Source organism: Marinomonas sp. 15G6-16 (genome assembly GCF_055809555.1).
This window is the reverse complement of the sequence record NZ_CM147916.1, coordinates 314,992-340,143: the sequence shown is the minus strand read 5'-3', so window position 1 is coordinate 340,143 and position 25,152 is coordinate 314,992. Positions and strand designations below refer to the sequence as shown.

Here is a 25,152-nt window from a genome sequence, read left to right as displayed (position 1 = left end):
AATATGAGTTACCAACCATTATTACTAAGCTTTGATGAAGCGGCGGTATTGGCAGAAGAGCTAGAAAAAGATTCTTTGCTGGGTCGAGGCTTACGTCGCGATATGGCGAAAGTGAAAGCTTACATGGACAGTGTTGGTGTTGAAGTGCCGACTAAACAAGGCGAAGCGGGCGGTTACGAGCATAATCGTCATAAGCAGAACTATATTATTATGGACATTGCTGCGCGCTTATTTTTGATCACAAAGAGCGATGTGTATCGTGACTACATTGTGACCATATTGACGAAATACGCGCATGTTTATCCAGAATTAGAAGACAATACAAGTCGTGACTCAAACCCTCCGGGCAAGCTTTTCCATCAAACATTGAATGAAAATATGTGGATGCTTTATGCCTCTTGTGCATACAGCTGTGTTTACCACACGTTAACGGATGATGAGCGAACGCTGATTACTGAGAACTTGTTTAAACCAATGATTCACATGTTCGTTGTCACTTACGGTAAAGACTTCGACATTGTTCACAATCATGGCTTATGGGCTGTGGCTGCTGTTGGTATTTGTGGTTATGCCATTGGGGATCAAGAGTCTGTTGATAAAGCGCTTTACGGTTTGAAGTTAGACCGTACTAGTGGTGGCTTTTTAGCTCAATTGGATAATTTGTTCTCTCCTGACGGTTATTATATGGAAGGGCCTTATTATCATCGCTTTTCCTTGCGCCCCATCTTTTTATTCGCAGAAACGATTGAGCGTCGTCAACCTGAGTTGAAGATTTACGAATATAACAACTCGGTTATCAAAACGACTTCTTATGCTGTGATGGCGACAGCTTTCCCTGACGGTAGTTTGCCAGCGCTTAATGATTCCTCTAAGACAATCAGTATTAATGATGAAGGTGTAATTATTGCCACAAGTGTTTGTTTTCAGCGCTATGAGCAAAATGACACGCTTATCAGTATGGCGAACCATCAGCAAGATGTATGGATTCATACCTCTGGTGCGGCATTATCTACCGCAGTCTTAACTGCCAAAGAAATTAAACCTTTCTCTTGGGGCAGTATTTTCTTGAGTGATGGGCCAAAAGGCGAAAAAGGTGGCGTAAGTATTCTTCGTCATCGTGACTCTGAAGAAGACGACACCATGGTGTTGTTATGGTTTGGTCAGCATGGCTCAGATCATCAATATCACTCTGCATTAGATCATGGGCATTATGATGGTTTACATATGAGTGTGTTTAACCGTGGACATGAGGTTTTGCAGGATTACGGTTTTGGTCGTTGGGTGAATGTTGAACCTAAATTTGGTGGTCGTTATATTCCAGAGAATAAAACCTACTGTAAGCAGACTGTTGCGCATAATACGGTGGTTGTTGATCAAAAAACTCAGAATAAATTCAATACTGCATTGGCGGAAACTAAGTTTGGTCAAAAGCATTTCTTTGAAGTGGAAGACACTAAGTTGCAAGGTGCCAGCGCCATAATTGAAGATTATTATGACGGTGTCACAATGCAGCGAAGTATTTTGGTTGCGGACATTGAAGAGTTCGAGAAGCCATTGGTTATTGATGTCTATCGAATTTTATCTGATGAAGAGCATGAGTATGACTTGCCGTTCCATTTCAAAGGACAAATCATTCGTACAGATTTTGACTACAGTATCCCGGCTAAGCTTTCTCCTTTAGGTGCGGATAATGGCTACCAGCATTTATGGAAGACAGGAGAAGGAAAGGTTGAAGGCAGTGCTTTGGTTAGCTGGTTGCATGACAGCAGCTATTACAGCCTTATTTCGACTGCGCCAAAAGGTGGTGAAGTTATCTTTACTCGTATCGGTGCGAATGATCCTGATTTCAACTTGCGTGCGGAGCCTGCTTTTATCTTAAGACAGTCTGGTAGTAATCATGTTTTTGCTTCTGTATTAGAAACTCATGGCTATTTTAATGAGTCGATAGAGGCTTCAGATGGGGCTCGAGGTCTGGTGTCTGAAATTGAAGTTCTAGCTGAGAATGCAGACGGTACAGTGATTGAAATCAAAACTGTTACTGGCTCTGTATATCGTTTCGGGGTTTCAAATAGAAGTGCTGGTGAGCAAAGCAATGAGCACACGATTTCAACGAGCCATGGTGTGTTTAGTTGGAAAGGTGCTTTTTCAGCACTCTAATTAATAATGGATTTAACTCTTAAATAGAGTGATTAGGGTAAACCAACTTATCATAAGATAAGTTGGTTTTTATCTAGAACAATGAGCGAAAACTCACTCTAATATTTGTGTTTTGTATCATTGTGTAAAAGCCTGAGATTATTGAGCTGATTTGTATCAAAAAGGCTCGGTATTCAGGGAAAAATGTCTTGCTCTCGAGTGTTTTTTATTTGTACTATTTTATTATAAAAGTACAAGTTCACGACTTTCGGTCGCCTTGGCCTTGAAGTAGAAAAGATTTTAAAGATTTTCAATTTTGATCCAGGGTCATCTTGCTGTAATTCACTGCTCGATTTGGTGTTGGCAAGTTGATTTGAAGTGTCTGGTTGAATTGGTTATTCCCGCTTTACGACTTGTATTGTGGGGTTTTTTAAATCATGTGATAGCTAGCAATATTACAAAAATAAAAGGATAGTGATGTGGATATTCTTATCGTCGGAATATATTTTTTATTCTTAATTGCCATTGGTTGGATGTTTAGAACTTTCACCAGTACAACAAGTGATTATTTCCGTGGTGGCGGTAATATGTTGTGGTGGATGGTTGGTGCAACTGCGTTTATGACACAGTTCAGTGCTTGGACATTTACAGGGGCAGCCGGTAAAGCATATAACGATGGTTTTGCGGTCGCTGTTATCTTTGTTGCGAATGCATTTGGTTACTTAATGAACTACTTGTATTTTGCTCCTAAATTTAGACAGCTTCGTGTAATTACCGTTATTGAAGCCATTCGTATGCGATTTGGTGCGAAAAATGAGCAAGTTTTTACTTGGTCTAGTATGCCAAATAGTGTTGTATCGGCTGGTGTTTGGTTGAATGCATTGGCTATCATTGCTTCTAGTATCTTCGGCTTTGATATGGTTACAACCATCTGGGTTACAGGTCTTGTAGTCTTGGTGATGTCTGTAACAGGTGGCTCTTGGGCCGTTATTGCCTCTGACTTCATGCAAATGGTCATTATCATGGCGGTAACCGTAACATGTGCTGTTGTGGCTATTGTTCAAGGCGGTGGTGTTAGTGAGATCATTGCTAACTTCCCTACAGATGAAGGTGGATCATTCCTAACGGGTAATAACTTAAATTACCTAAGCATCTTCGGTATCTGGGCTATATTCATTTTCTTCAAGCAGTTCAGTATCACAAACAACATGTTGAATGCTTACCGTTATTTGGCAGCAAAAGACTCTAACAATGCTAGAAAAGCAGCGCTGTTAGCTTGTGTGCTTATGACAATGGGTCCTCTAATTTGGTTTATGCCTAGTTGGTTCTTAGCGGGTCAGGGTGTTGATTTAGCCGCTATCTATCCTGAGCAAGGTAGTAAAGCAGCAGACTTCTCATACTTGTACTTTGTTCAAGAATACATGCCAGTAGGTATGGTTGGACTACTGATTGCTGCGATGTTTGCTGCAACTATGTCCTCTATGGACTCTGGTCTTAACCGTAACTCAGGTATTTTTGTAAAGAACTTCTATCAAACAATTTTACGTCCAAAAGCAGCTGAAACAGAGTTGGTGTTTGTATCAAAGCTAACATCTACTTTCTTCGGTATCGCTATTATCTTGATCGCCTTGTTCATTAACTCTTTGAAAGGGTTGAGCTTGTTCGACACCATGATGTACGTAGGTGCGTTGATTGGTTTCCCTATGACAATTCCTGCTTTCTTAGGTTTCTTTATTAAGAAAACACCTGATTGGGCTGGTTGGGGTACATTGGTTGTAGGTGGCTTGGTGTCTTACTACGTTGGCTTTGTTATCACTCCAGAACTTGTGCAGAACGTATTTGGGCTTGAAGAGTTAACTAAGCGTGAATGGTCTGACTCTAAAGTTGCCATTGGTCTATTGGCTCACATTGTTTTCACTGGCGGATTCTTTGTATTGTCTGTCTTGTTCTACAAGCCTCTTAGTGAAGAGCGTCAACGTGATGTTGATTTATTCTTCAATAATTTGGCGACTCCTTTGGTTTCTGAAGGTAGTGAACAAAAAGCATTGGATAACAAGCAACGTAAGATGCTTGGTACATTAATTGCCATCGCTGGTGTTGGTGTAATGGGTATGTGTATTATTCCTAACCCGCTATGGGGGCGCGCTGTGTTCCTACTATGTGGTGTGATCGTATTAGCAGTTGGCTTGTTGTTAGTTAAGGCTGTTGATGACTCTGTAGAAGCGGAAGCTTAAGCAGACTTAATAACACCAGTTAAACTAAAATATTAGTTTCCAAGAGGTATAACAATTAAATTGTTATGCCTCTTTTTTTGCTTTCGATTCTTTGCGCGCTCTGATGGGGTATGGCTTTAGAGATGAAAAAAGCAGAAAGAGATATTATGAAAGGGAATAAGTTTGGTGGTTTTCAGGAAAGGATTGCTTCTTTGCATCGTCAGGAGAATGTCTGACGATGTTGTTCTTTGTATTTGAGTTATTGGTGGGGCTGAGAGTTAAGAATCAACTCTGAGAGAGCTATTTACTTATCAGTTTACTGCTGCTGTCACTGGAACAGTCAGGGGTTCATCTGGTAGTCGGTGCTTACCTGATTGAAGGTGATCTTGTGACGCTTCTCGAGCTTCTTTGCTGTTTCCTGCCATAATCGCTTCGTATATCAAACGATGTTCATTTAAACAGACATCACCATCTTTTGAAGAGTGGATGATGAAGGTTTTAAACATAGTAGTCAGAATGTTTCCGAACGGAAGGTAAAAATCATTGTTCGTAGAGTTAAAAATTAATCGATGAAAGTTTAGGTCTACTTCAGTCCATGCTTCTTGGTTAAAGTTTTTCGTAATTTTCACCATTTGCTCAAAGGTTTTAGAAAGCTCATCCCTTTGCTCTGGTGTTGCATTCACCGCAGCTAATGCACATGCTTCAGGCTCAACGGCTCTTCTAAGTCCTAAAAACTGACTACAGAATACTTTTGAGTCGCTAAGGCCATCCATCCACTCAATCATTTGTGGATCTAGAAAGTTCCAATAAGCTCTGTTTACAACTTTTGTTCCAATCTTTGGGCGTGACTCTAGTAATCCTTTTGAGGTGAGAAGTTTGATGGCTTCTCTTAAAGCTGTTCGACTAACGCCAAATTGGGAACAGAGGGTCATTTCATTTGGAACGATAGAACCCTGGGCTAATTCTCCAGATAAAATTCGGCGTGCAATACTGCGAGCAACCTGTACATGTAAGCTTCTTGATGATGTAGAGATGCTTGAAAAATTATTATTATTAGTCATGGTGTCCTTCATTTCCAGCATTGGAGGCGATTGTTTAAATGGCTTTTGGCTCAAGTTTTAATGTCTATTCAGTAATTTTAACACATTTATGTGTTTTTTTTTATGAATTTAAAGAAAGTTGAACTGAAAATTGGCTTATTTCCTATATTTTCGACTTGTTAACTGTAATTTTTTTCTTTATCTTGTTGGGTCTTCTCTGGGAAGGCCGCTTGTAAAAGGTGCGCTGTACATTTTATATTCATACTATTGTTGGAAAAAGGAGAAGGTGATGTTTAGTGACTTAGCTGGAAAAAGAGTTTTGGTAACGGGTTCAACGGCCGGTATTGGTTTGGCTGTGGCTAAATTGTTTGTACAGTCTGGAGCGAAGGTTGCTATTAATAGTCGCTCTCAAAATGCTGCTGCAGATAAAGTGATAAATGAGCTAACGGCATTAGGAAAGGCTGATAGTGTTTTTTTCATCCCTTCAGATTTAACCAAAAGTACTGAATGTAAAAAAATGGTCGAATCGTTTATTGATAGATTTGGTGGAATGGATGTACTTATTAATAATGCTGGTGGTTTGGGTGGTCGTTCGAGTCTGGAGTTGATGGATGATGACTTTTATGATCATGTAATGGACTTAAACGCCCGCTCTGTATTGATGACAACAAAATATTCCATTCCATATTTGCGGGCTTCAGCTGCAGAATCCGGTAAGACGGCATGTGTGATTAGTACTGGGTCCATTGCGGGGCGAGAAGGTGGTGGCTTAGGAGCTGGAGTTTATGCAGCCTCAAAAGCATGGTTGCATAATATTCATCGAAACTGGGTTAAGGAATATACAAAAGATGGCATCCGATTCAATATTGTATCGCCAGGTACAGTTGATACGCTATTTCATGCCGATAAAAGTGATGAGTTAAAAGATAAAATTGCGGGAAGCATTGCTTTTGGGCGCTTCGCTGAATCAGAAGAGCTCGCCCCATCGTTTGCGTTTTTTGCTTCGCATAATTGTAGTGGTTACATTACAGGGCAAATACTTGATGTTAATGGTGGACAGATGTGCCCATGATTTAAAGATAGGTTGAAGAATAAAGTAGAAAAGGGGGGAAATACCTCTTTTCTCTTTTATCTATTATTTAAAGCTGTATTTGCACTAGTGTCGACACTATAAATAGTCCAGCGCTTATTTGCGAATTGTTGTTCTGCAATCACTTCAGCTACAACTCGACGGTTTTTCTCACGACCTGCTTCTGTATCATTATCGCTGATTGGTCGGCTTTCGCCATACCCAATACCTTTTACTCTTTCTTGCTTAATTCTAAAGCTATCTACTAAAACGTCTGCGATCGCTGTTGCTCGTTTTTGGGACAGTGTTTTGTTTAACTCTTCAGAGCCTCTATCGTCAGTATGGCCTTCAATAATAACTGTGCTTGTTGGGTGGCTTTTTAAGAAGGAAGCCAGCTCTTTAAGCTCAGAGTAAAAGCGAGGGTGGATATCAGCTTTACCGGAATCAAATAGAATATTTAATTCTACTGAAAGAAGCTTAGTTGTCTGGCTTGAGCAACCATTGTTGTCTACTGCTGAACCAATAGGTGTATCTGGGCATAGGTCCCTAGCAGCAATAACGCCATCTCTGTCTTCATCTGAAAGACGTGGCTGTACTTTTGATGCGTACAAGCTTTCAGCTGAAGCTAAATGACTAAACGCAAACAATATTCCAAAGCTAATAACTTTTGTAATAGTGCTCATGATCGATTACCACTCTTTATAAATAAACCTGATAATTAAAGGTTAATGAAAGCCCGACAAGCTAGCTAGCCCCTTTTTGTAGCTTTGTTCGGCATAGAAAGCTAATTTGTAATGAAATGTAACTACCAGCTTCCAATATTCTCCATAGAAATCCAAGGCTCAGCGATTTCAAGAGGCTCTCCTTTTTGAAGTAGCTCAATGGAAATGTTGTTTGGATCTTTAACAAAGGCCATGCGTCCATCTCTTGGTGGACGTAATATTATAACATCCATAGACTGAAGATGGTCGCATGTTTGATAAATATTATCCACTTCGAAAGCTAAATGGCCGAATTGATTGCCATTCGAGTAGCTTTGTTCACCCCAGTTATGTGTAAGCTCTATCTCTGGTGCGCCATGCTCTGTGGCGTAATAAATAAGAGTGAACTGGCCTTTTTCATTATCTTTTCGTTTGGTTTCTATTAAACCTAATCCTTTGGTGTAAAAGGTGTGACTTTCTTCTGGTTTATTTGTCCTGATCATAGCGTGCAAGTATTTTATGGACATAATAAATTCCTATCTGCTTAAACTGTGTACCTATTTAATCAGCCTACAGAATGCAACACAAAGGTATTATGGAATATCAATAATTTATTCTTATTCTTCCCAAACCCATCTGATTGGGTCGCCGAAGTCGTCATAGATAATTTTCTTTTTCGGCTTTTTCTTGGGTAAAGGCGTAGGAGGGGATGGTTTCTTTTTTTGCTGTAAAGCGGCAACAACATGATTTAATGGCGTACGCTCTTTTTTGGGCTCGCTAAAGCCCATGTGGCTCGTGTTATACTTTCCATCAACTAGGCCAGACTCGCCCATGTCGATTTGCTGGATCTCTCCCTTTGCTTTGATAAATTGATCTACTAAAGACTCAAGCTCTTTCCGTGTGTCTTTTTTCGTTGTCTTAGGTTTTATCATAGTGTTTGGTTGAGGTGAATCCTGTTTTAAAACGATGTGGTTTTAGAGTTGACCATTAATTATTCATATTAAACGTAAGAGGTAGCTGGTGTCTATTAGCAACTTAATTGTGCATGAGATTCAAAAACATGAAGGCGAACGTAAGGCAATATTAATTGCACGTCCTAATGAGAACCCTGTTGATGGACAAGCTGAAGCGCTTTCTGCTCAGGTGACGAATCTATTTAATCGCTCTGGAATGAACACAGGGCGATTTGCCAACCCTCAAGGGAGTGAAGAAGGAGCGCAGCTTCCAGCCTTGCTTACTAAGTATTTTAAAGATAATGCATTTTTGGATTTTTCTGCGTTTACAAAAGAATGTGCAGCGGAATATTTGAAGCATCTTGAGCCAGTAGAAGAAGCGGGTGGTGGCTTGTTGTGGTTTAACCATTACGAGCTACATGATACCCACTTTTTATACATTGTTATGTTGAAGCGTAAGCAGGGGATCGGTCTAGGTGCTGACCTTAGCTTGTCTCAAGTTGAGCAAATTGAAATGGAAAAATTGCATATGGCATTGCGTATCAATTTGACCGCTTGGCAAGGGGGAGATGAAGGGCGATATATTGCTTTTCGTTTTGGTCGTGCACCTAAATTTGAAAGTGAGTATTTTACTCAGTTCATTGGTTGTGATGAGCCTAAAGTTGCAGCAAAAGAGACGCGTAAATTAGTGGACCTAACATCAGCGTTTTGCCAATCTGAAGGCTTGCCGTCTAAGCAGGCAAATGACTTTAAAAAAGTAGTTTCCGAGCATTGTCAGGCGAGAGCGGAAGATCGCGAGCCTCTTGAGATTAAATCGATTGCTTCTGAAGTTGAGTCTCGTTTTTCTATTGAGCAAGCAAATAAGTTTTTAGAAATTGCAGATTCAGATAGCTTTAAAATGGAGAAAGAGATTTTTGTTGAGAAAGCGGCTCTAAAAAAGCTGACTCGCTTATCGGGCAGTTCTCGTGCTTTGACTTTAAGTTTTGACAGTGAATTGTTAGGAGAGTCTGTTGTGTTTGATGCAGACTCAGGAACCTTGGTTATCAAGGATCTACCAAAGAGTCTGCTTAAACAACTGCAGTCTGTTTCTAACTAAGACCGAGCAATATTTCCAAATCACTCATAGAGTCAAAACAGGCGGTTGCACCCGCAGCCGTCTGAGTTGCTTGATCCATTTCCGCGCTATAAGCGAAAACCTTCATACCTGCTGCGCACCCAGCTTTGATGCCAGTTACTGAGTCTTCAATAACGATGCAATCTTCAGGAGCGACATTTAGTGCTTGAGCTGCTTTTAAATATAGATCTGGCGCAGGCTTTCCGTGCTTAACATCTTCTACACAAAATCGAACGGAGAAGGTGTCAATTAGTTGTATTTTGTTTAGCTTTAAATCCATTTCAAGGCGTCGAGCATTGGTCGCCATCGCAACTGGAGTGGGTATTTTCTGAAGTAGCTCTCTGACTCCTGAAATGGGTTCAAGTTGAGTCATGATCATTTGGTGGAATTGTTCTCGATATTCTTGATCAAAGTTTTCAGGTAAAGCACGGCCGAGTAGTCTTTCTGCGTTACGCATGGTTTCTTGGTTTGTAAAGCCTGTAAATTGCTCGAGAAGTGTCTTTTTGTCTATATCCAAACCTTGATCACGCAGCATTGAGGTGTAAATATTGTTAGACATGGTTTCTGTGTCAACAATGACGCCATCGCAGTCAAAAATGATTGCTTTATAGAAGTGAGGCATAAAATAAACTTCGTTGTGAGTGAGTTTAGATCATAACGAATTTGAAGATGTTTAAGAAAGGAAAGGGAGGGAGTTTTATTATTTTTCTCCCCTTTAAAGTCGTGATTTACGATATAATTATAGACTGTATCTATGGAATTATAGGTTTGCTTGGCTTAGGTGTTGTGGGCGATCGCTGGTCTTTTTAATAGCGCTTATTGTTGTTTTAAAGAAAGCAACAACTGCTTTTACTTGGCGAGCACGTTTTTGACGGCGAGCATAGTCAGCAGCACCAGTGTCTTCAAAGCCCCATTTTGCTAAAAGTGCTTCATATTGTTCTTGAGAGTCCATGATATTCTCCTGTTTGGTTTATTAAAATGTTGTTTTATTACAACGTTTTCAATATTAAATAGACTTGTGATATTCGGCAAACGATCCTTTTTCACGCTTAAGGTTAGTTTTTTTCATCATTAGAATTTGTTAAGGAAATCAGCTTGTATCAACCATTAGAAAGCTTCTCAAAAAGTTGGATTTTTAAACGCAATGATCCAAAAGTTGAAAAAGACGATTTGGATAAAATACATCTATTAAGTGAGCAGAGAGCGGGTCAAATTTGGCGGGATTACATTAGCTCTGATCAACTTCATCCAGATCATTTTACAGACCAAGATTGGTTGGCTTCAGAATCTTCCAAAGCTACGTTAATAAAGGCTCAATGGGAAAATTCGTGGGATAGTGAGCAAGTGGAATTGCCAGAGGAATTACTGACGCATTTTGCGAATTGGGGAGAGGATACAACCGTCTTTTTTTGCTGCCACAATGAATTAGTATTTGAGCTTTCATGGAGCGTTTTTAAACGAACATGGAAGGCATTCTTGTTTCTTGATAATGGTCCTGTTTTGGTTGGAAAAAGAAGAAACAGGCAGCACAGTTTCACTCTAATGGATGGGTGAATTTGTTATTGAGAACGTCTTAACTCGTGTTTTTCTATTTTGTAATTTTCTTTCATTTTTGAGCGCTGTTTTATGGCGCTTCATATCTTCTGCGGCTATTAAGACACCGTTTATTAAAAGCTTGGTAGTAGTGAAGCAGCTTTTGGCTTTGTTCTAAGTGGCCGAGTGTGTCTAAGAGCATTGCGGTGACTTCAGCCGTTGCAAATTGCATTTTGTGGCTAGAATGTCTCACAAGAAAAGAGCGTTTTGCCTCACTGCTCACTTCAAAGTGTGGAATATGCTTTAGCCATTTACTCTGGTGAAACATTTTGCTGGCCTGCTTCCATGTACCATCCAGAATGATAAAAGTGTGCTTTTGTGTTGTGTTGCTTAAAGGCGCAACGGTTCTGAGTTCTCTTTCTTGAGCTTTCGCTGTATCAGTATTTGGAAAAAGAATGGTGCAATTTCCTTGTACTTTATTGAGGTGTTCAAGCAAAGGCTCCGATGGCTCCGTACGACTCCAGATATAGGCTTTTGTATCATCTGGGAATAAATCTGCGATCAGTCGTCCGCTATTGGTGGGTTTGTGAATCTCATCTCGGTGAAACAGTAAGATAAATTCGACAGGTGAAGAGCCAGTATTTCTTAAATGGCAAAAGCATGCATCTTCAGACATCAAGCAATGTGGACACCGAACAAGATTTGATCCTCGTGCTTGGAAAGGTCTCATGGATTCTTGTTTGCATCGCTCGCGAAGAATGTCGACACAATGTAGTTTAAGGTTGGATGCCATGAATTTGATGCTTGCTTAATAGGTCTAATAGTTGAAGAAGTAGAGTGTAAGTTGACGGTCGATATTATTGGGATTATCTCTTAAATCCCTACAAAACTCGGTTACTCCTATTAAAACATATTGGGTAGCCGAATTTTGAAAAATTACGTTTAAGTATTAGGTGTTTAACGTAATCTTGACCAAAAATATGCAAATACAAAGGAATGAGTAGAAACCTCCCCTTTACTCCTGTTCGTTGGCTGCAACACGCGATATTGTGTTCAATATTATTTTTGCACTATGAGTTATTTATGAGTCGTTATATCTCTCCGGTGCTGTATATCCTTCTGATGCTTGTAGGATGTATGGCATTTATTTCCATTGCAGGTGTGCGAGTTGGGCTTTTTGAGCCTTCGACTGGCTTCACCATGTTAAGGGAAAGTGTTTTTGCCTCTTTGATTTTGTCTGTTTTAGCCATTGGTTCATTAGGGGTGTGCCGGAAAGAAAATAATATTGCGGGTCAGCGTTTTTTCATTTTGGTACTGACAGTTTCACTTGTTTATAGCTCAATGTGGATTGTGTTTTACGTGCAGAAGTCAGGGTTGCCAAAGATTAATGATATTACGACAGACATAGATACGCCGCCTTCGTACATGAATGTCAGTTTTATTCGTAAGACGAAAGAAAATGATGTTAGCTACGATGAAGGTTTTGCCTCTATTCAGCACAAATATTATCCCGAAATACAGCCTTTATTTACGCGCCTCGATAAAGCAAATGTTTACTTAGCCATTTCTGAACTTGTGGAAAAAAGAGATTGGGAAGTCGTGGCTAACTATTCTCAAGTCGGTGTTATTGAAGCGACTGCTCGAACGCCTGTCTTTGGCTTCCGTGATGATGTTGTGATTCGTGTTATGCAGGTCGAAGATGACCAAGTCCGTGTGGACATGCGTTCCAGTTCCAGAACGGGTGGCGGTGATTTTGGCGTAAACGCAGAACGAATTCGCGACTTTATGAAAGACTTATCTGAATCCCTTAACAAATCCTTCATGCCAAAAATGAGTTCTGTTCGGTAATTTATCTAGGATTATTGAAAACTCTCGTCATTAAAAATAAGACAAGCTAGACTCTCTAAGTATTCAGCATAAGGGAGAGAGATAGGTGAGTCTTCGTCAACAGCAAAAAGCCAATACACGATCTAAAATCAAAGCGGTTGCTAAAGATGCTTTCTTAAAACAAGGTATAGAAGCTACGAGTACACGCTATTTAAGTACTCAAGCCGGTATTGCGGTCGGCACTTTGTTTGTTCACTTTCCAGATAAACTCTCCCTAGTAAAAGATATTTTCTTCGATGAAATGGATGCGGCTTTGCGAGAAGCTGTTGTGGCGCAAAAAGCTTGCGCTTCACCGATTGATTATTTGCTTCAAACGGCCCAAATGTTATTTGAGTTTTATGACGAATACGCTGAGTTTACAAGGCTAGTTCTATTGGATAGCTTGGCGAAAGGCGGTTTTCATACGAGCCAAATGATGGTGATTTCAGAAGGTATTAGTAAACGCTTCAAGCAAGTTGGCGTAGATGAGCAAACCGCTGCTATTTTTAGTGACAATATGATTGCGAACTACTGGCATATTTTATTAAACGGCGTGCCAAAAGGGGAATTAGGAAAGCATGCAATCGATCAACTAAAACGCTTAAATTTGCCGTTTGAAATGTCTTATCGAAATGCCCTTAAAAGTCGAAAATCATCTACTAATTAAGCTCATTGGCTTTTCGATAGGGGCCTTGATAATCAAACAAGCGTTCTGTTACTTGCCAATGCTGCTTTTGCTTTTTGGCGATAACGAAGTCTGGAGCGGGCAGGTAGGGTAAAAATCTTTCTACTTCTTCTAATGTATCGAATTGAATAGATTGGCTGCCATTGGCGATTCTTCTGCTGAACAGATCATTAAACGACTGGCGTGCTTTTTTATAGTTGAAACGAAAGGTTTCGGAAAGTGTCAGCCCATCTTCGTCGTGATAGGTTATTTTAAGACTTTTGTCCTTCCATATTATTTCTGGCGTAATGTCTGCGCAGCGTAAGACCTTATTGTTTTTTAGGTTTAACGCGCTTCTTAATAGATCATCTGGATCAATGAGTTTTTCTGCGCAATGTTGGCACTGTCGAGCGGCAATGTCATTTTCTTCATTGCAGTGTGGGCAGCGTTTAAAGCGAAAGCGATATGTGCATTGTTCTTCGCCATCCGGCAAATCAATTAATCCGTGGCAACGGCGACCGAAGTGTTCAAGGATATTTCCTTCTGCGTCCTTTCTTCCCCAAAATGTATTTGCGAAATCACACACAGGACAATGAATCTGCACAGCGACAGAGTCTTGTGTTGGTTTCTTCTCGCCAATTTCAGGTTGAAATATGTTGTAGCCATTGTTGGTGTAATCCAATACCAAACAGTCCTTTTTTCCAGGGCTCAGTCTTAATCCTCGACCGACAATCTGCTGAAATAAACTAATGGATTGTGTTGGTCGTAGAATGGCGATCACATCCACATGAGGTGCATCAAACCCAGTGGTCAGAACAGAAACGTTAACAAGATATTTGATCTTCTTTGCTTTAAAAGACTCAATTAAAGCATCTCTTTCTTTGAGTTTGGTTTTGCCTGTAATTAAAGCAGTTTCATTTGCCGGCAAGTAACCGACGATTTCTTTTGCGTGATCGATAGTGGCGGCAAAAATCATCACACCTTGTCTGTTTTGACTAAGTTGAATGATTTGCTCTGTTACTGCCTGCGTGACTCTGGGATGTTTATGTATCAACTCGTTGAGCGCAATGTCATCGGTGTTTTGTTCACCATCTAGGCTTTCGGTTAAAAGGCTAAAGTCATAATGAGCAACGGCGGCATCATAATGAATCGGTGGCGTTAAATAGCCATTTTTCACCATGTGCTGGAGCGGTAATTCAAAAATACATTTTTTGAAAATACTGTTAGAGCATTGACGAGTATAGCCATGATAATGATTTTGATAGATCCAACCAGAGCCTAAGCGATAAGGTGTTGCAGTCAGCCCTAGAATTTTCACATTGGGTTTGAGAGCCCGAAAATGCGCCAGTGTTTTGTTGTATTGGCCGCTTTCTTCCATACCAACTCGATGGCACTCATCAATAATGATTAAGCTCATGGCTTCTTGGAAGTTCTCTAGATTTGCGGCGATAGATTGAATGCTGGCGAAGGTGGTTTTTTCTGTACTGCTTTTCTGGTTCAGGCCGGCAGAGAAAATTCCCGCAGAAAACCCTGTTGCTAAAAATTTGGCGTGATTTTGTTCTACTAGCTCTTTGACATGGGCAAGACAAAGAACACGGCCTTTGGCTAATCGACTCAACTCAGCAATTACTAAGCTCTTACCCGCGCCGGTAGGTAAAACAATGACGGCTGGGTCGTCTGTATTACGAAAATGAGCAAGAGAGGATTCGACCGCTTGGCTTTGATAATCCCGTAATACAAAAGGCTGAGTCATAAGTGTTGAAATCTTAGTGTGTTAAATGAGGAGCTAAAGTAATATAACCGTCTTGTTAATTTTGCCCTTTTAGAAGTGATTAATCTATCTATGCCTGTCGACACTTGGTCAGTAAAAAAACTTTATGTAGAAAACTCTATTCCGGTATTTAGCCGAGAAGAGCCTTTTGCAAACCTCTTAATGGATTTGAGAACCAAAGGTTGGAGTATTCAGGATGACTTCTTTTCTGCGGATTTTACTCAGGCGTTAGTCGATGAAGCGGAAAACATTGAAAATGTTCAAATGCAGTTGGCAGGTGTTGGGCGCAAGCAAGATCACCAAATATTGCAAGACGCTCGACGTGATTACATTCAATGGATTGACCCTGATAAACCGATCAGAACAGACTTCTTGAAAGTAATGGAAAGCTTGCGCGTGGCGCTAAATCGCCACCTTTTTATTGGCTTATTTGATTATGAAGCCCATTTTGCCCGTTATGAAAAAGGCGCTTTTTATGAGAAACACGTGGACGCTTTCAAAGGCGAAAGTAACCGTGTTCTGTCTACTGTTTTGTATTTGAATGAAGATTGGCAAGAGGGTGACGGCGGTGAATTGGTGATTTACGATGAACATGATCCCGACATCGAAGTCGGCCGTTTCTTTCCTAAAAAAGGTCGTTTGGCAATATTTCTAAGTGAATGCTTTTATCATGAAGTGGTTGTGGCGCATCGAACTCGGCACAGTATTGCGGGTTGGTTTCGAGTTAATAACACCACAGGGAAAAGCCTCGATCCAGATCAGTAGGGTCATGTTTTTGATCTTATGATGAAAAGGGTATTTTTTGTCAAAACAGCCTCGAAAAATACCTTATAAATCTCTATAATGCGCGCCTTGTTTAATTGCTCTGGTTTTACGTTCCAGATCGCATAGGAGATAGAAAATGTCGAAAGTTGTTGTTTGTGCCCTTTATAAATTTGTTGACCTTCCTAATTTTGAATCCATTCGTGAACCATTACAGAAAACATTAGAAGATAATGGTATTCGTGGCACCTTGTTGCTTGCGAGCGAAGGCATTAATGGAACAGTGGCAGGTTCTCGTGAAGGTATTGATACCTTGCTGGCTTGGTTAGACAAACAACCTGGTTTAGACAATATTGTGTCGAAAGAGTCTTATGACGAAGACATGCCTTTCTATCGAACAAAGGTTAAATTGAAGAAAGAAATCGTGACCATGGGCGTTGAAGGTATTGACCCAAAACGCGTGGTTGGAACTTATGTGAAGCCGAAAGACTGGAACGATCTTATTTCTGATCCTGATGTGGTTTTGGTTGATACGCGTAACGATTATGAAGTGCAAATCGGCACATTTAAAAACGCAGTTAACCCAAAAACTGAAACCTTCCGTGAATTCCCAGGTTACGTTAAAGAAAACATGGACCCGAAAAAGCAAAAGAAAGTAGCTATGTTTTGTACCGGCGGTATTCGCTGTGAAAAATCTACTGCTTACATGCTTGAACAAGGTTTTGAAGAGGTTTATCACCTTGAAGGCGGTATTCTAAAATACTTAGAAGAAGTGCCAAAAGAAGAAACCATGTGGGAAGGCGAGTGCTTTGTTTTTGATAACCGAGTATCTGTGAACCACGATTTAGAAAAAGGTGAATACGACCAATGTCACGCTTGTCGTATGCCAATCACTGAAGAAGAAAAGCAAGACGAGCGTTACACACAAGGTGTGAGCTGCGTTCATTGCTTTGATAAATTCACCGACGAGCAGCGTCAGCGTTTTGTTGAGCGTGAGCGCCAAGTGCAACTGGCTCGCTCCCGCGGTGAAGAACACATTGGAGCGGAAGTTTTGAGTGCGGTAGAAAAGCATCGCTTAGAAAAAGCGCTGGAAAAAGAACGCCAGCGTAAGATACGTGAAGCGAAAGTAAACTAGCCCTTAAAAAATCGCTCGACCTTGTCGGGCGATTTTGGTTTAAATCCAAACTATTGATCTTTATAGTGAATTTTTTTTGTAATTTCCTCTGAATACATGCCACACAAGATACGAAGAGTGGTTTCGAAATTGCTCCGACTACCGTACAATAAAAAATCGCTTTTTATTAGCCAGAATCCATCATGAGTTATCAAGTTTTAGCACGCAAATGGCGCCCGCAAACCTTCCTAGAAATGGCAGGGCAAGATCACGTACTTCAGGCGTTGGTGAATGCGTTGCGTCAACAGCGTTTGCATCACGCGTATTTGTTTACTGGAACTCGTGGTGTCGGTAAAACCACCATTGCACGTATTTTTGCCAAATGCTTAAACTGTGAAACCAATGGAATTTCTCCAGAACCTTGTGGGACCTGTGACAGTTGTCGCGAAATAGTCGAAGGTCGATTTGTTGACTTGATTGAGGTCGATGCGGCTTCTCGTACCAAGGTTGAAGACACACGAGAGTTATTGGAAAACGTTCAATACGCACCGACTCGCGGCCGCTTCAAGGTTTATCTAATAGACGAAGTACACATGCTGTCGACGCATTCTTTCAATGCTTTGCTGAAAACATTGGAAGAGCCACCAGCGCACGTTAAATTCTTATTAGCGACAACTGATCCGCAAAAACTTCCTGTCACTATTTTATCTCGTTGTTTGCAGTTTAATTTGAAAAATATGTCGCCGCAGCGAGTGGTGGATTATCTACAAACGGTTTTGACAACAGAGCAAGTGACGTTTGACCAACCCGCGTTGTGGCAAATTGGTCAAGCTGCCAATGGCAGTATGCGTGATGCGTTAAGTTTGACGGATCAAGCGATTGCTTTTGGTAATGGCAGCATTTCTGAATCTGGCGTGACGTCCATGCTTGGCTTGGTGAACCAAACTCAAATATTGGATTTATTAGAAAGTGTGGCATCTAAAAATGCCGCCGATGTTTTATCTCGAATCGAACAATTGGCGGATTATCAACCAGATTTTACGGCGATTTGTGGCAGCTTATTAGAGTGTTTGCACCGTGTCGCGATTGAGCAGCAAGTGCCAGGTGCGTTATTGGATCAGCTAGGGGATTTGTCTCGAATCAAAGCCATAGCGCAAAATGTGAGTTCTGAAGAGATACAGGTTATGTATCAAAGCTTGCTCATTGGTCGCCGTGACTTGCATCTTGCTCATTCGGTTCGTGCAGGTTTTGAAATGCTTATGTTAAGGCTGATTGCGTTTCGTCCTGCGCCTCCTATGACGGTCAGCCATGATATGTCGGCTGTTCCTGTTGTTAGTGCACCTACGGCAGGCGAAGCGGCTTCGACTTATTCAGAAGAACCTGAAGCAACAAACAACGAAGCAGAAAAAAAAACAGCGCAAATTGAGGTAGAAACGCCTACTCAATTAGAAGAATCGGATGAAGCCGCTGCAGAAACTAGCAAATCTGTTGAATTATCGCCAGAAGCTCGCCCGCCTTGGGAAGAGGCGCCTGAAGAATCAGAAATTGTAAATAGCGACTCTGAGTACACAGAAGAACCAGAAGTGTCAGCAGAGCCTGAAACGCCAGAAGTGTATATTGAGCCTGAAACGCCAGAAGTGCATATTGAGCCTGAAACGCCAGAAGTGCATATTGAGCCTTCAGAGGAAATTGTTGAAGAAATAACTCAACCTGTTGAACACGCTAAAAGCGAATCTTTAGAGCCGAAAGAAGAACTTAACAAAGAGCCGAACTCCACTGAATTAGTTGAACAAGCGGTTCCAGAAACGGTCAAACCTTTCGTTGTAAAAGAAGAAGCGTTTGCGGAAGAGCCTCAAGATCTTGACGATGAAAATGAGGAAGAAGCGGAAGAAAGAGCCATTGCAGATGTTGTAGACCCTTATAACCCTGCAGCGGATTTGGTTGATGCTTTAAGTGCTGATTCTCTTGAAGCGATTGAAGAAGAAGTTCAACAAGAGAGCAACGGGCCTGACTTACGTCTGTCAAAAGTGCCAGATACAATAGCTCAGCCGGCATTGGGAATGCCGTTGCCAGAATTGAACCACTATAATGAGCTAACCATGAAGCTCTGGTGGCTGGTGGCGCCGCGTTTACCTTTAACTGGATTGGTACAGAATATATTAATGAATTCCAGCTTAGTGGATGCAAGCGATCATGGCGTTCGTTTAGAAGTACCACTGGAATATGGGCATATGTTGAATCAAACGCGTTACGAGCAAATTCAAGGTGCTTTGGGCGATTTCTTCGCTATGACAGTGCCTTTGATTATCGACACGGTAGAAGATACAACCGGTGTTACGGCAGAAGAATTTGCAGCAAGTAAACGGGCAGAAGCCTTGCAAGTTGCAATAGAACATTTGAATTCACACCCAGTTGTGCAGGCTTTATCGACAACGATGGGCGCACAATTGGTTTATGATACTGTAAAAGTTAAAGCTTAATTGGAGAGAAAGTTATGTTTAAAGGTGGTATGGGTAACATGATGCGCCAAGCGCAGCAGATGCAAGAAAACATGCAGAAGGCGCAAGAAGAAGTTGCCAATATGGAAGTGGAAGGCCAAGCCGGTGCAGGTCTTGTTAAAATCGTGATGACAGGTCGTCATGATGTAAAACGTGTTTCTATCGATGACTCTTTGTTTGAAGACGATAAAGAAATGCTAGAAGACTTAATTGCTGCAGCGGTCAACGATGCTGTTCGCAACATTGAAGTTGGTCAGAAAGAAAAAATGGCAGCAGCGACAGCAGGTATGTCTTTGCCACCAGGCTTCAAAATGCCTTTCTAGGAGTTTGCTTTGTTTAGTCCCTTAATTAAAGAACTGATTGAATCATTGCGTTGCTTGCCAGGTGTTGGGCCTAGATCGGCTCAGAAAATGGCGCTGTATTTATTGGAACGTGATCATCAAGGGGCAGATAGACTGGCAGAAGCATTACGAGAAGCGCTCGATAAAGTCGGGCGTTGCTCAAGCTGTCGTACATTGACAGAAGAAACGGAATGTCAGATTTGTCAGGACACAGAACGAGATGCGACACGCCTTTGTATTGTTGAAACCCCTGCAGATGTCATAGCGATTGAATCGGCGGGTAGTTTTTCAGGGCGTTATTTCGTTTTGCTAGGGCATTTGTCTCCGATTGATGGCATTGGCCCAGAAGAATTAGGCTTGGATCGCTTGGAAGCTTTGGTTCAACACAACAAAGTAGAAGAAGTGATTATTGCCACCAACTCAACGGTAGAAGGTGAGGCGACTTGCCATTATATTGCTGAGAAACTAAAAACATTGAACATCAACGTGAGTCGTATTGCTCATGGCGTTCCTATGGGCGGCGAGTTGGAATACGTTGATGGAAACACTCTGGCGTTAGCGTTAGAGGGACGGAAAACACTTTAGTATGAATGATCAAGATGATGCTCTGAATATTATTTGGGTAGCGGATAACGAATCTCTATTGAGCTGGTGTGACTATTGGGCGCAACTGCCGGTTATTGCGGTTGATACCGAGTTCATTCGACGTTCCACTTATTTCCCCATTACAGGGCTTATTCAAATCAGTGAAGGCGACAAAGCCGTACTGATTGATCCTTTAAACATTGATGAATGGGCGCCATTGAAAGCCTTGATGGTCAACCCAGATGTCATGAAAGTGTTCCATGCTTGTTCAGAAGACTTGGATGTATTCGACCGCTTATTAGGCGTTTTACCTATGCCTTTTTACGACACGCAAATTGGTGAAGCCTACGCGAGCGGTCAATGGTCTTTGAGTTATGTGAAGCTAATTCATGAATATTTACAGATTGAAGTAACGAAAGACGAAACTCGCTCTGACTGGACTCAACGCCCATTAACCGATGCTCAAAAGCGTTACGCTGCTTTGGATGTGGTGTATTTGGCCAAGGTGTACCCTTTGCAAATTGCCCGTTTACAAGAGAAGAATATGCTTGAGTGGGCCATTGAAGACGGTGAGTCGTTGAAATGGCAATACAAGATGAATTCTGATCCAGAGCAAAACTGGTCGAATGTGAAGACAGCATGGCGTTTGTCTCCTGAAGGGCTGACTTTGTTGCGTTTGCTGTTTATCTGGCGAGATGAGCAAGCTCGAAAAGAAGATGTGCCGAAAGGGCAGATTCTGAAAGATCGCACATTATGGTCGTTATCTAAAATTTTGCCGACTCACCATAAAGCCATTTCGGAAGCGGAAGAGCTAACTGGGCGACAACATCGCTTATACGGCGATGTCATTTTGCAAAATGTTGCTTTGGTAAAAGAGCTGCCAGAAGACGAATACCAATTGCCATTAGAAATGCCTTTGCCTTCTCAAACGGGTGAGTTAAGCAAGAAGATTAAAGCCTTCGTTCGTGAGCGAGCAGCAGAATTACAAATCGCACCAGAAGCCATGCTGAAGCGCAAATTACTAGACCCTTTGGTTCGTCATTTATTTGATGGCAGTGCAATGGATTGGACGAATCCAGCGATGACAGGCTGGCGACGGGATACAATTATCAATCCAATACTAGAACAATTTAAAAAGCCCTAACATGGCGTAAACCGCCCAGAGTAAATTATGAAACAGCATTTAATAGTAGAAGTTTTTCGTTCTTCAAAGCATGACGGAATGTATCTATACGTTGAAAAAAAGGTCGGCTTGAAAGACATCCCAGAAGACTTGATGGCGCGCTTTGGTAAAGGTGTAAGCGCCATGACCATGTTGCTGACGAGTGAAAGTAAGCTTGCACGAACGACACCGGAAAAGGTCACTGAGGCGATTCGCGAAAAAGGCTTTTATTTGCAAATGCCTCCAGCGAAAGACGACTACTTGCTAGATTTGTATAAAACACCCACAGAATCTGTTTACTAACAGTACTTGCTAAAAACGACGGTTATTAGACATTATGATTGCAAAGCGTTTTGAGCCATTTTGGAAAACTACACCACTGGAGAATATGTCTCCAGATGAGTGGGAATCCATTTGTGATGGCTGTGGGAAGTGTTGTTTACAAAAGCTACAAGATGAAGAAACAGACGAGATTTTTTATACCACGCTTTCTTGTCATCAGTTAGACGTTGGTACGAGCCAGTGTAAAGTTTATGAGACTCGTCAATCTAAAGTGCCGGGTTGTATTACACTGACGCCAGATAAGATTGACGAATTTCAGTGGCTGCCAGATACCTGTAGCTACCGAGTATTACATGAAACGAAAGAGTTACCGAACTGGCACCCTTTGGTTGTTGGTAGCGGCAAAGAAATGCTTCGCCAAGGTTTAACCGTTAAGCACTACGCGGTGAATGAAAACACGGTCGAAGAAGAGGAATGGGACACCTATATTATAAAATGGGTTCATGGCATGCCGGAGCCTTATGATCTAACCTAAATCAACAGTGGTCGCTAATGTCAGCAAAGTAGTTCAAGGAGTTCGCAAACGTGAAGTGGTTGAAAGTAAATACTGTGTTGTTTTTCTCCGCGGCCTTATTGTTTTGGGCTCCCATCAGTCAGGCTGATACGCAATTTCGTGTCATTGTTGATGCCTCTGGCAGCATGCTTATCAGTGATCCAGACAAACTTACCTCAGAAGCCTTGCGCCTTATTTCCAACCTTGCTCCCGAAGAAGAAGCCACACTGGGGATTTGGCTGTTTGGTGAAGCCCCGCGCGTTTTATTACCTGAATCTCTTGTCAATAAAAACACCAAGGCGAAACTGGCCAGCTATGTCGATAGTTATGTGACGCAAGACGTTCAAACTGATTTAGAAGCCATTATCAAAGTATTGTTAGAAACACCAAGCAGCAACGATCTTGAGCCTGGTTTTAATCAGCATTGGATTCTTGTGACAGACGGCATGGTGGACATCAGCCTTGATGATGCGATTAACCAAGCATCTCGTAATCGCATTTTAAATGAATTAACCAGTGAGCTAGAGTCACAAGGGATTCATCTTCATACCATTTCCATGACAGGTTATACGGACAAAGAGCTGCTTGAAACACTCTCTCTCAGAACAGACGCAACACACACGGAAGTAGCGATTCCTGAAGATTTATTAGACACATTCGACCGTATTTTTACGCAGGCAGCGCCTTCTGATGAACTACCATTCGATGGTAACCGTTTCCTTGTAGACGATGCGATTGAAGAGTTAACACTGGTTGTCTTCCACGAAAATGGCATCCAGCCTCATATATTGAAACCAAATGGGCAGATTCTGTCTTTGGTAAATGGCGGTAACACCTCGGTTGCCGCATCCAATCATTATACTTTGATCACTATAACTGAACCTGATTCGGGTGAATGGCAAATCAGTAATGTGGATTTAGAGCGAAGCAGCATTCGAGTTATTACTGACCTGAGCGCACAAGTAACCAAAGTGGCTCCGGTGGTTTTTCAAAATGAGCCTATTTATTCCACAGTAGGATTGTTTCAAAACAACATATTGATTCAAGACGAAGACATATTGAACTTGCTAAGCGTTAAGCAAACTCTGTCGCGTCTAAACGGAGAAAACAAAGACGTCGTTTTTTCTAATGCGATTCCTAAAAGAAACAGCCAGTTTAAACAGAGTATCGAAGGTATTCGTGAAGCCGGAAACTATGAACTAACCACTGAAATTGATGGAAAAACTTTTTCTCGCCAATTGACCCAATACTTTGCAGTTCATCCCGGAATTGAGTTTGAAGGCATGAGCTCAGGCAGTAATTTGGTGACTTTTTCAGCAAAACCCGTGAATTTGAAGCTCAATGTGATGCGCTCTAATGTTCAGATCGAATTTACTGACGAGAGTGGTGCCATACAAACAGAGCTGATGCCACTGATTGGCCAAGGATACTGGGAAAAAGTGGTTCCAGTCGCCGCAGATCAACACGCTAAAGTCAGAGCCAGATTGATTGGTGTGACACAGACTGGAATGCGTTTTGATTATTGGGCGCCTTATTGGCACTTTGACCGCGAAGGGGAAAGCGCTGCGACGGTTCAATTAGGAGACGAAGTGCCACAAGGGCTTTTGGTGACACCTGTGCCGTCTTCCAATCGAGATGTTATGCCAATTCTTGTTCCACCTGCGATTACTGTTGTGAATGAAGTGGAAGGTGAAACAGAACCCGCATTGCCAGATACCAATAATGAGATAACAGAAGCGCTAGAAACCGAGCAAACACAGGAGGAAGCGGGTGGATTATCCACAACAGAGTGGATGATGTATGTTGCCTTGAACTTAGGCGCCATAGTTATTATCGGTGGCGGTATTTTCTTGTACCGACTAGCGAAGAAAAATAAATCAAAAAAAGGCGATGAAGTAAACGATGTGTGAGTTATTAGGCATGAGCGCGAATGTGCCAACGGATATATGTTTTAGTTTTTCAGGATTACGCGCCCGTGGCGGTCGAACAGGGCCACATAAAGATGGCTGGGGAATGGCCATGTACCGCGATGGCGATGTTTGGTCGATTCATGACCCAAGACCAAGCGCTGATTCAGACATGGCAGAAATCATCAGCAGCACCTCATTAAAGTGCGACATTGTTATCAGTCACATCCGCCAAGCCAATGTTGGAGGAGTTTGTTTATTAAACACGCATCCTTTTAGCCGTTTGCTTTGGGGGAAAACGTGGTCATACGCTCACAATGGACAACTGGAAGACGCAATGGCTTTGCCAGTTTCTGCTCATCACCCGCTTGGCAGCACAGATTCAGAGCGAGCTTTCTGCTGGATCATAGAGCAACTGCAATCGCGATTTGGTGAAAATGAACCTTCTCTAGAAATGCTCTCTGGTGCTTTATCTGAACTGGCTTTGCAACTAAAAGCCCGTGGCGTATTCAATATGATGCTTTCCGATGGCGACAAATTATATTGCTTCTGCACCACCAAACTTCATTGGATCACCCGCCGAGCACCCTTTAAAAAAGCAACCTTATCGGACGAAGACGTCATCATCGACTTCAAAGAAGTTACCACAGACAAAGACATCGTCACCGTCATCGCCACCCAGCCTCTCACTCAAGATGAAAAATGGGAACAAATGGAAGAAGGAGAGCTTTGCGTCTTCGACGGCGGTGAAGTCGTCTGCCAGATTAAAGCGGGGCTTTGATTGCTCCTTCTCCATTTTTCAAAGGGAAGGTTTTTGAAAATATCTGACTTTGGTAGGTCGGAATTTATTCCGACAGCTCGCTTTTCCAGATTCCGGTTTTATTAATA

At 41.7% G+C, this 25,152-nt stretch carries 25 protein-coding genes; 17 read left to right on the top strand and 8 right to left on the bottom strand.

Features of this window, described 5'->3' with window-relative positions; all coding sequences use genetic code 11:
• Positions 1-3: 3 nt before the first annotated feature.
• The gene (locus AC0L46_RS01620; RefSeq protein WP_473505287.1) at positions 4-2,157 is read left to right on the top strand and encodes a heparinase II/III domain-containing protein; all 2,154 of its coding nucleotides are present in this window, start codon (positions 4-6) and stop codon (positions 2,155-2,157) included.
• Between the two features lie 458 nt (positions 2,158-2,615).
• On the top strand, positions 2,616-4,370 hold the full coding sequence (locus tag AC0L46_RS01615) for a sodium:solute symporter family transporter (protein WP_414682043.1): 1,755 nt from the start codon (positions 2,616-2,618) through the stop codon (positions 4,368-4,370).
• A gap of 290 nt (positions 4,371-4,660) precedes the next feature.
• Here AC0L46_RS01615 and AC0L46_RS01610 read toward each other — a convergent pair whose 3' ends face one another.
• Positions 4,661-5,464 carry a FadR/GntR family transcriptional regulator gene (locus AC0L46_RS01610; RefSeq protein ID WP_473505285.1) on the bottom strand — a complete coding sequence of 268 codons (804 nt, stop codon included), beginning with the start codon at positions 5,462-5,464 and terminating at the stop codon, positions 4,661-4,663.
• 214 nt (positions 5,465-5,678) lie between these two features.
• Here AC0L46_RS01610 and AC0L46_RS01605 point away from each other — a divergent pair, with 214 nt between their 5' ends.
• A complete protein-coding gene (locus AC0L46_RS01605; protein ID WP_473505283.1) occupies positions 5,679-6,461 on the top strand; it encodes an SDR family NAD(P)-dependent oxidoreductase in 783 nt (260 codons plus the stop codon).
• 56 nt (positions 6,462-6,517) lie between these two features.
• Here AC0L46_RS01605 and AC0L46_RS01600 read toward each other — a convergent pair whose 3' ends face one another.
• The 3 genes from AC0L46_RS01600 to AC0L46_RS01590 form a co-directional block, all read right to left on the bottom strand.
• Positions 6,518-7,141, bottom strand: a complete 624-nt coding sequence (locus AC0L46_RS01600) for an OmpA family protein (protein WP_473505281.1) — start codon at positions 7,139-7,141, stop codon at positions 6,518-6,520.
• 122 nt (positions 7,142-7,263) lie between these two features.
• The gene (locus AC0L46_RS01595; protein WP_473505279.1) at positions 7,264-7,686 is read right to left on the bottom strand and encodes a VOC family protein; all 423 of its coding nucleotides are present in this window, start codon (positions 7,684-7,686) and stop codon (positions 7,264-7,266) included.
• A gap of 90 nt (positions 7,687-7,776) precedes the next feature.
• Positions 7,777-8,091: a hypothetical protein gene (locus AC0L46_RS01590; RefSeq protein WP_473505277.1), complete on the bottom strand. Its 315-nt coding sequence runs from the start codon at positions 8,089-8,091 to the stop codon at positions 7,777-7,779.
• A gap of 88 nt (positions 8,092-8,179) precedes the next feature.
• On the opposite strand from AC0L46_RS01590, the gene AC0L46_RS01585 reads away from it, so the two are divergent.
• Complete coding sequence (locus AC0L46_RS01585) at positions 8,180-9,208, top strand: nucleoid-associated protein (RefSeq protein WP_414682048.1); 1,029 nt, start codon at positions 8,180-8,182, stop codon at positions 9,206-9,208.
• Here AC0L46_RS01585 and AC0L46_RS01580 read toward each other — a convergent pair.
• Complete coding sequence (locus AC0L46_RS01580; RefSeq protein WP_473505275.1) at positions 9,201-9,848, bottom strand: HAD family hydrolase; 648 nt, start codon at positions 9,846-9,848, stop codon at positions 9,201-9,203. The genes AC0L46_RS01585 and AC0L46_RS01580 overlap by 8 nt on opposite strands.
• Before the next feature lie 138 nt (positions 9,849-9,986).
• Positions 9,987-10,178 carry a hypothetical protein gene (locus AC0L46_RS01575; protein ID WP_473505273.1) on the bottom strand — a complete coding sequence of 64 codons (192 nt, stop codon included), beginning with the start codon at positions 10,176-10,178 and terminating at the stop codon, positions 9,987-9,989.
• A gap of 143 nt (positions 10,179-10,321) precedes the next feature.
• Here AC0L46_RS01575 and AC0L46_RS01570 point away from each other — a divergent pair, with 143 nt between their 5' ends.
• Complete coding sequence (locus tag AC0L46_RS01570; RefSeq protein WP_473505271.1) at positions 10,322-10,780, top strand: DUF2947 family protein; 459 nt, start codon at positions 10,322-10,324, stop codon at positions 10,778-10,780.
• Between the two features lie 70 nt (positions 10,781-10,850).
• Here AC0L46_RS01570 and AC0L46_RS01565 read toward each other — a convergent pair whose 3' ends face one another.
• Complete coding sequence (locus AC0L46_RS01565) at positions 10,851-11,435, bottom strand: tRNA-uridine aminocarboxypropyltransferase (protein WP_473505269.1); 585 nt, start codon at positions 11,433-11,435, stop codon at positions 10,851-10,853.
• Between the two features lie 407 nt (positions 11,436-11,842).
• Here AC0L46_RS01565 and AC0L46_RS01560 point away from each other — a divergent pair, with 407 nt between their 5' ends.
• Together AC0L46_RS01560 and AC0L46_RS01555 are read left to right on the top strand one after the other, a co-directional pair.
• Positions 11,843-12,607, top strand: a complete 765-nt coding sequence (locus tag AC0L46_RS01560; RefSeq protein ID WP_473505267.1) for a DUF1499 domain-containing protein — start codon at positions 11,843-11,845, stop codon at positions 12,605-12,607.
• A gap of 85 nt (positions 12,608-12,692) precedes the next feature.
• Complete coding sequence (locus AC0L46_RS01555; protein ID WP_473505265.1) at positions 12,693-13,292, top strand: TetR/AcrR family transcriptional regulator; 600 nt, start codon at positions 12,693-12,695, stop codon at positions 13,290-13,292.
• Here the strand turns inward: AC0L46_RS01555 and radD are convergent.
• Positions 13,285-15,042: a DNA repair helicase RadD gene (radD, locus tag AC0L46_RS01550; RefSeq protein ID WP_473505264.1), complete on the bottom strand. Its 1,758-nt coding sequence runs from the start codon at positions 15,040-15,042 to the stop codon at positions 13,285-13,287. The two genes, AC0L46_RS01555 and radD, sit on opposite strands and share 8 nt — an antisense overlap.
• Before the next feature lie 90 nt (positions 15,043-15,132).
• On the opposite strand from radD, the gene AC0L46_RS01545 reads away from it, so the two are divergent.
• The 10 genes from AC0L46_RS01545 to AC0L46_RS01500 all read left to right on the top strand — a co-directional run bounded on the left by AC0L46_RS01545 (position 15,133) and on the right by AC0L46_RS01500 (position 25,045).
• Positions 15,133-15,825, top strand: coding sequence for a 2OG-Fe(II) oxygenase (locus tag AC0L46_RS01545; protein WP_473505262.1), 693 nt, complete (start codon positions 15,133-15,135; stop codon positions 15,823-15,825).
• A gap of 136 nt (positions 15,826-15,961) precedes the next feature.
• Positions 15,962-16,957, top strand: coding sequence for an oxygen-dependent tRNA uridine(34) hydroxylase TrhO (trhO, locus tag AC0L46_RS01540; protein ID WP_473505260.1), 996 nt, complete (start codon positions 15,962-15,964; stop codon positions 16,955-16,957).
• Between the two features lie 182 nt (positions 16,958-17,139).
• Positions 17,140-19,416, top strand: coding sequence for a DNA polymerase III subunit gamma/tau (gene dnaX, locus AC0L46_RS01535; RefSeq protein WP_473505258.1), 2,277 nt, complete (start codon positions 17,140-17,142; stop codon positions 19,414-19,416).
• 14 nt (positions 19,417-19,430) lie between these two features.
• The gene (locus AC0L46_RS01530; RefSeq protein ID WP_317004130.1) at positions 19,431-19,757 is read left to right on the top strand and encodes a YbaB/EbfC family nucleoid-associated protein; all 327 of its coding nucleotides are present in this window, start codon (positions 19,431-19,433) and stop codon (positions 19,755-19,757) included.
• A 9-nt stretch (positions 19,758-19,766) separates the two neighbouring features.
• Positions 19,767-20,360 carry a recombination mediator RecR gene (recR, locus tag AC0L46_RS01525; protein ID WP_414682060.1) on the top strand — a complete coding sequence of 198 codons (594 nt, stop codon included), beginning with the start codon at positions 19,767-19,769 and terminating at the stop codon, positions 20,358-20,360.
• A 1-nt stretch (position 20,361) separates the two neighbouring features.
• Positions 20,362-21,504 (top strand): ribonuclease D, encoded by a 1,143-nt coding sequence (rnd, locus tag AC0L46_RS01520; protein ID WP_473505255.1) that lies wholly within the window; start codon positions 20,362-20,364, stop codon positions 21,502-21,504.
• Positions 21,505-21,531: 27 nt separating this feature from the next.
• Positions 21,532-21,825, top strand: coding sequence for a YcgL domain-containing protein (locus AC0L46_RS01515; protein ID WP_414682062.1), 294 nt, complete (start codon positions 21,532-21,534; stop codon positions 21,823-21,825).
• A 34-nt stretch (positions 21,826-21,859) separates the two neighbouring features.
• The gene (locus AC0L46_RS01510) at positions 21,860-22,339 is read left to right on the top strand and encodes a YcgN family cysteine cluster protein (RefSeq protein ID WP_473505253.1); all 480 of its coding nucleotides are present in this window, start codon (positions 21,860-21,862) and stop codon (positions 22,337-22,339) included.
• Between the two features lie 50 nt (positions 22,340-22,389).
• On the top strand, positions 22,390-24,267 hold the full coding sequence (locus AC0L46_RS01505; RefSeq protein WP_473505251.1) for a VWA domain-containing protein: 1,878 nt from the start codon (positions 22,390-22,392) through the stop codon (positions 24,265-24,267).
• A complete protein-coding gene (locus AC0L46_RS01500; protein ID WP_473505249.1) occupies positions 24,260-25,045 on the top strand; it encodes a class II glutamine amidotransferase in 786 nt (261 codons plus the stop codon). Before AC0L46_RS01505 ends, AC0L46_RS01500 begins: the two co-directional genes overlap by 8 nt.
• Positions 25,046-25,152 lie beyond the last annotated feature (107 nt).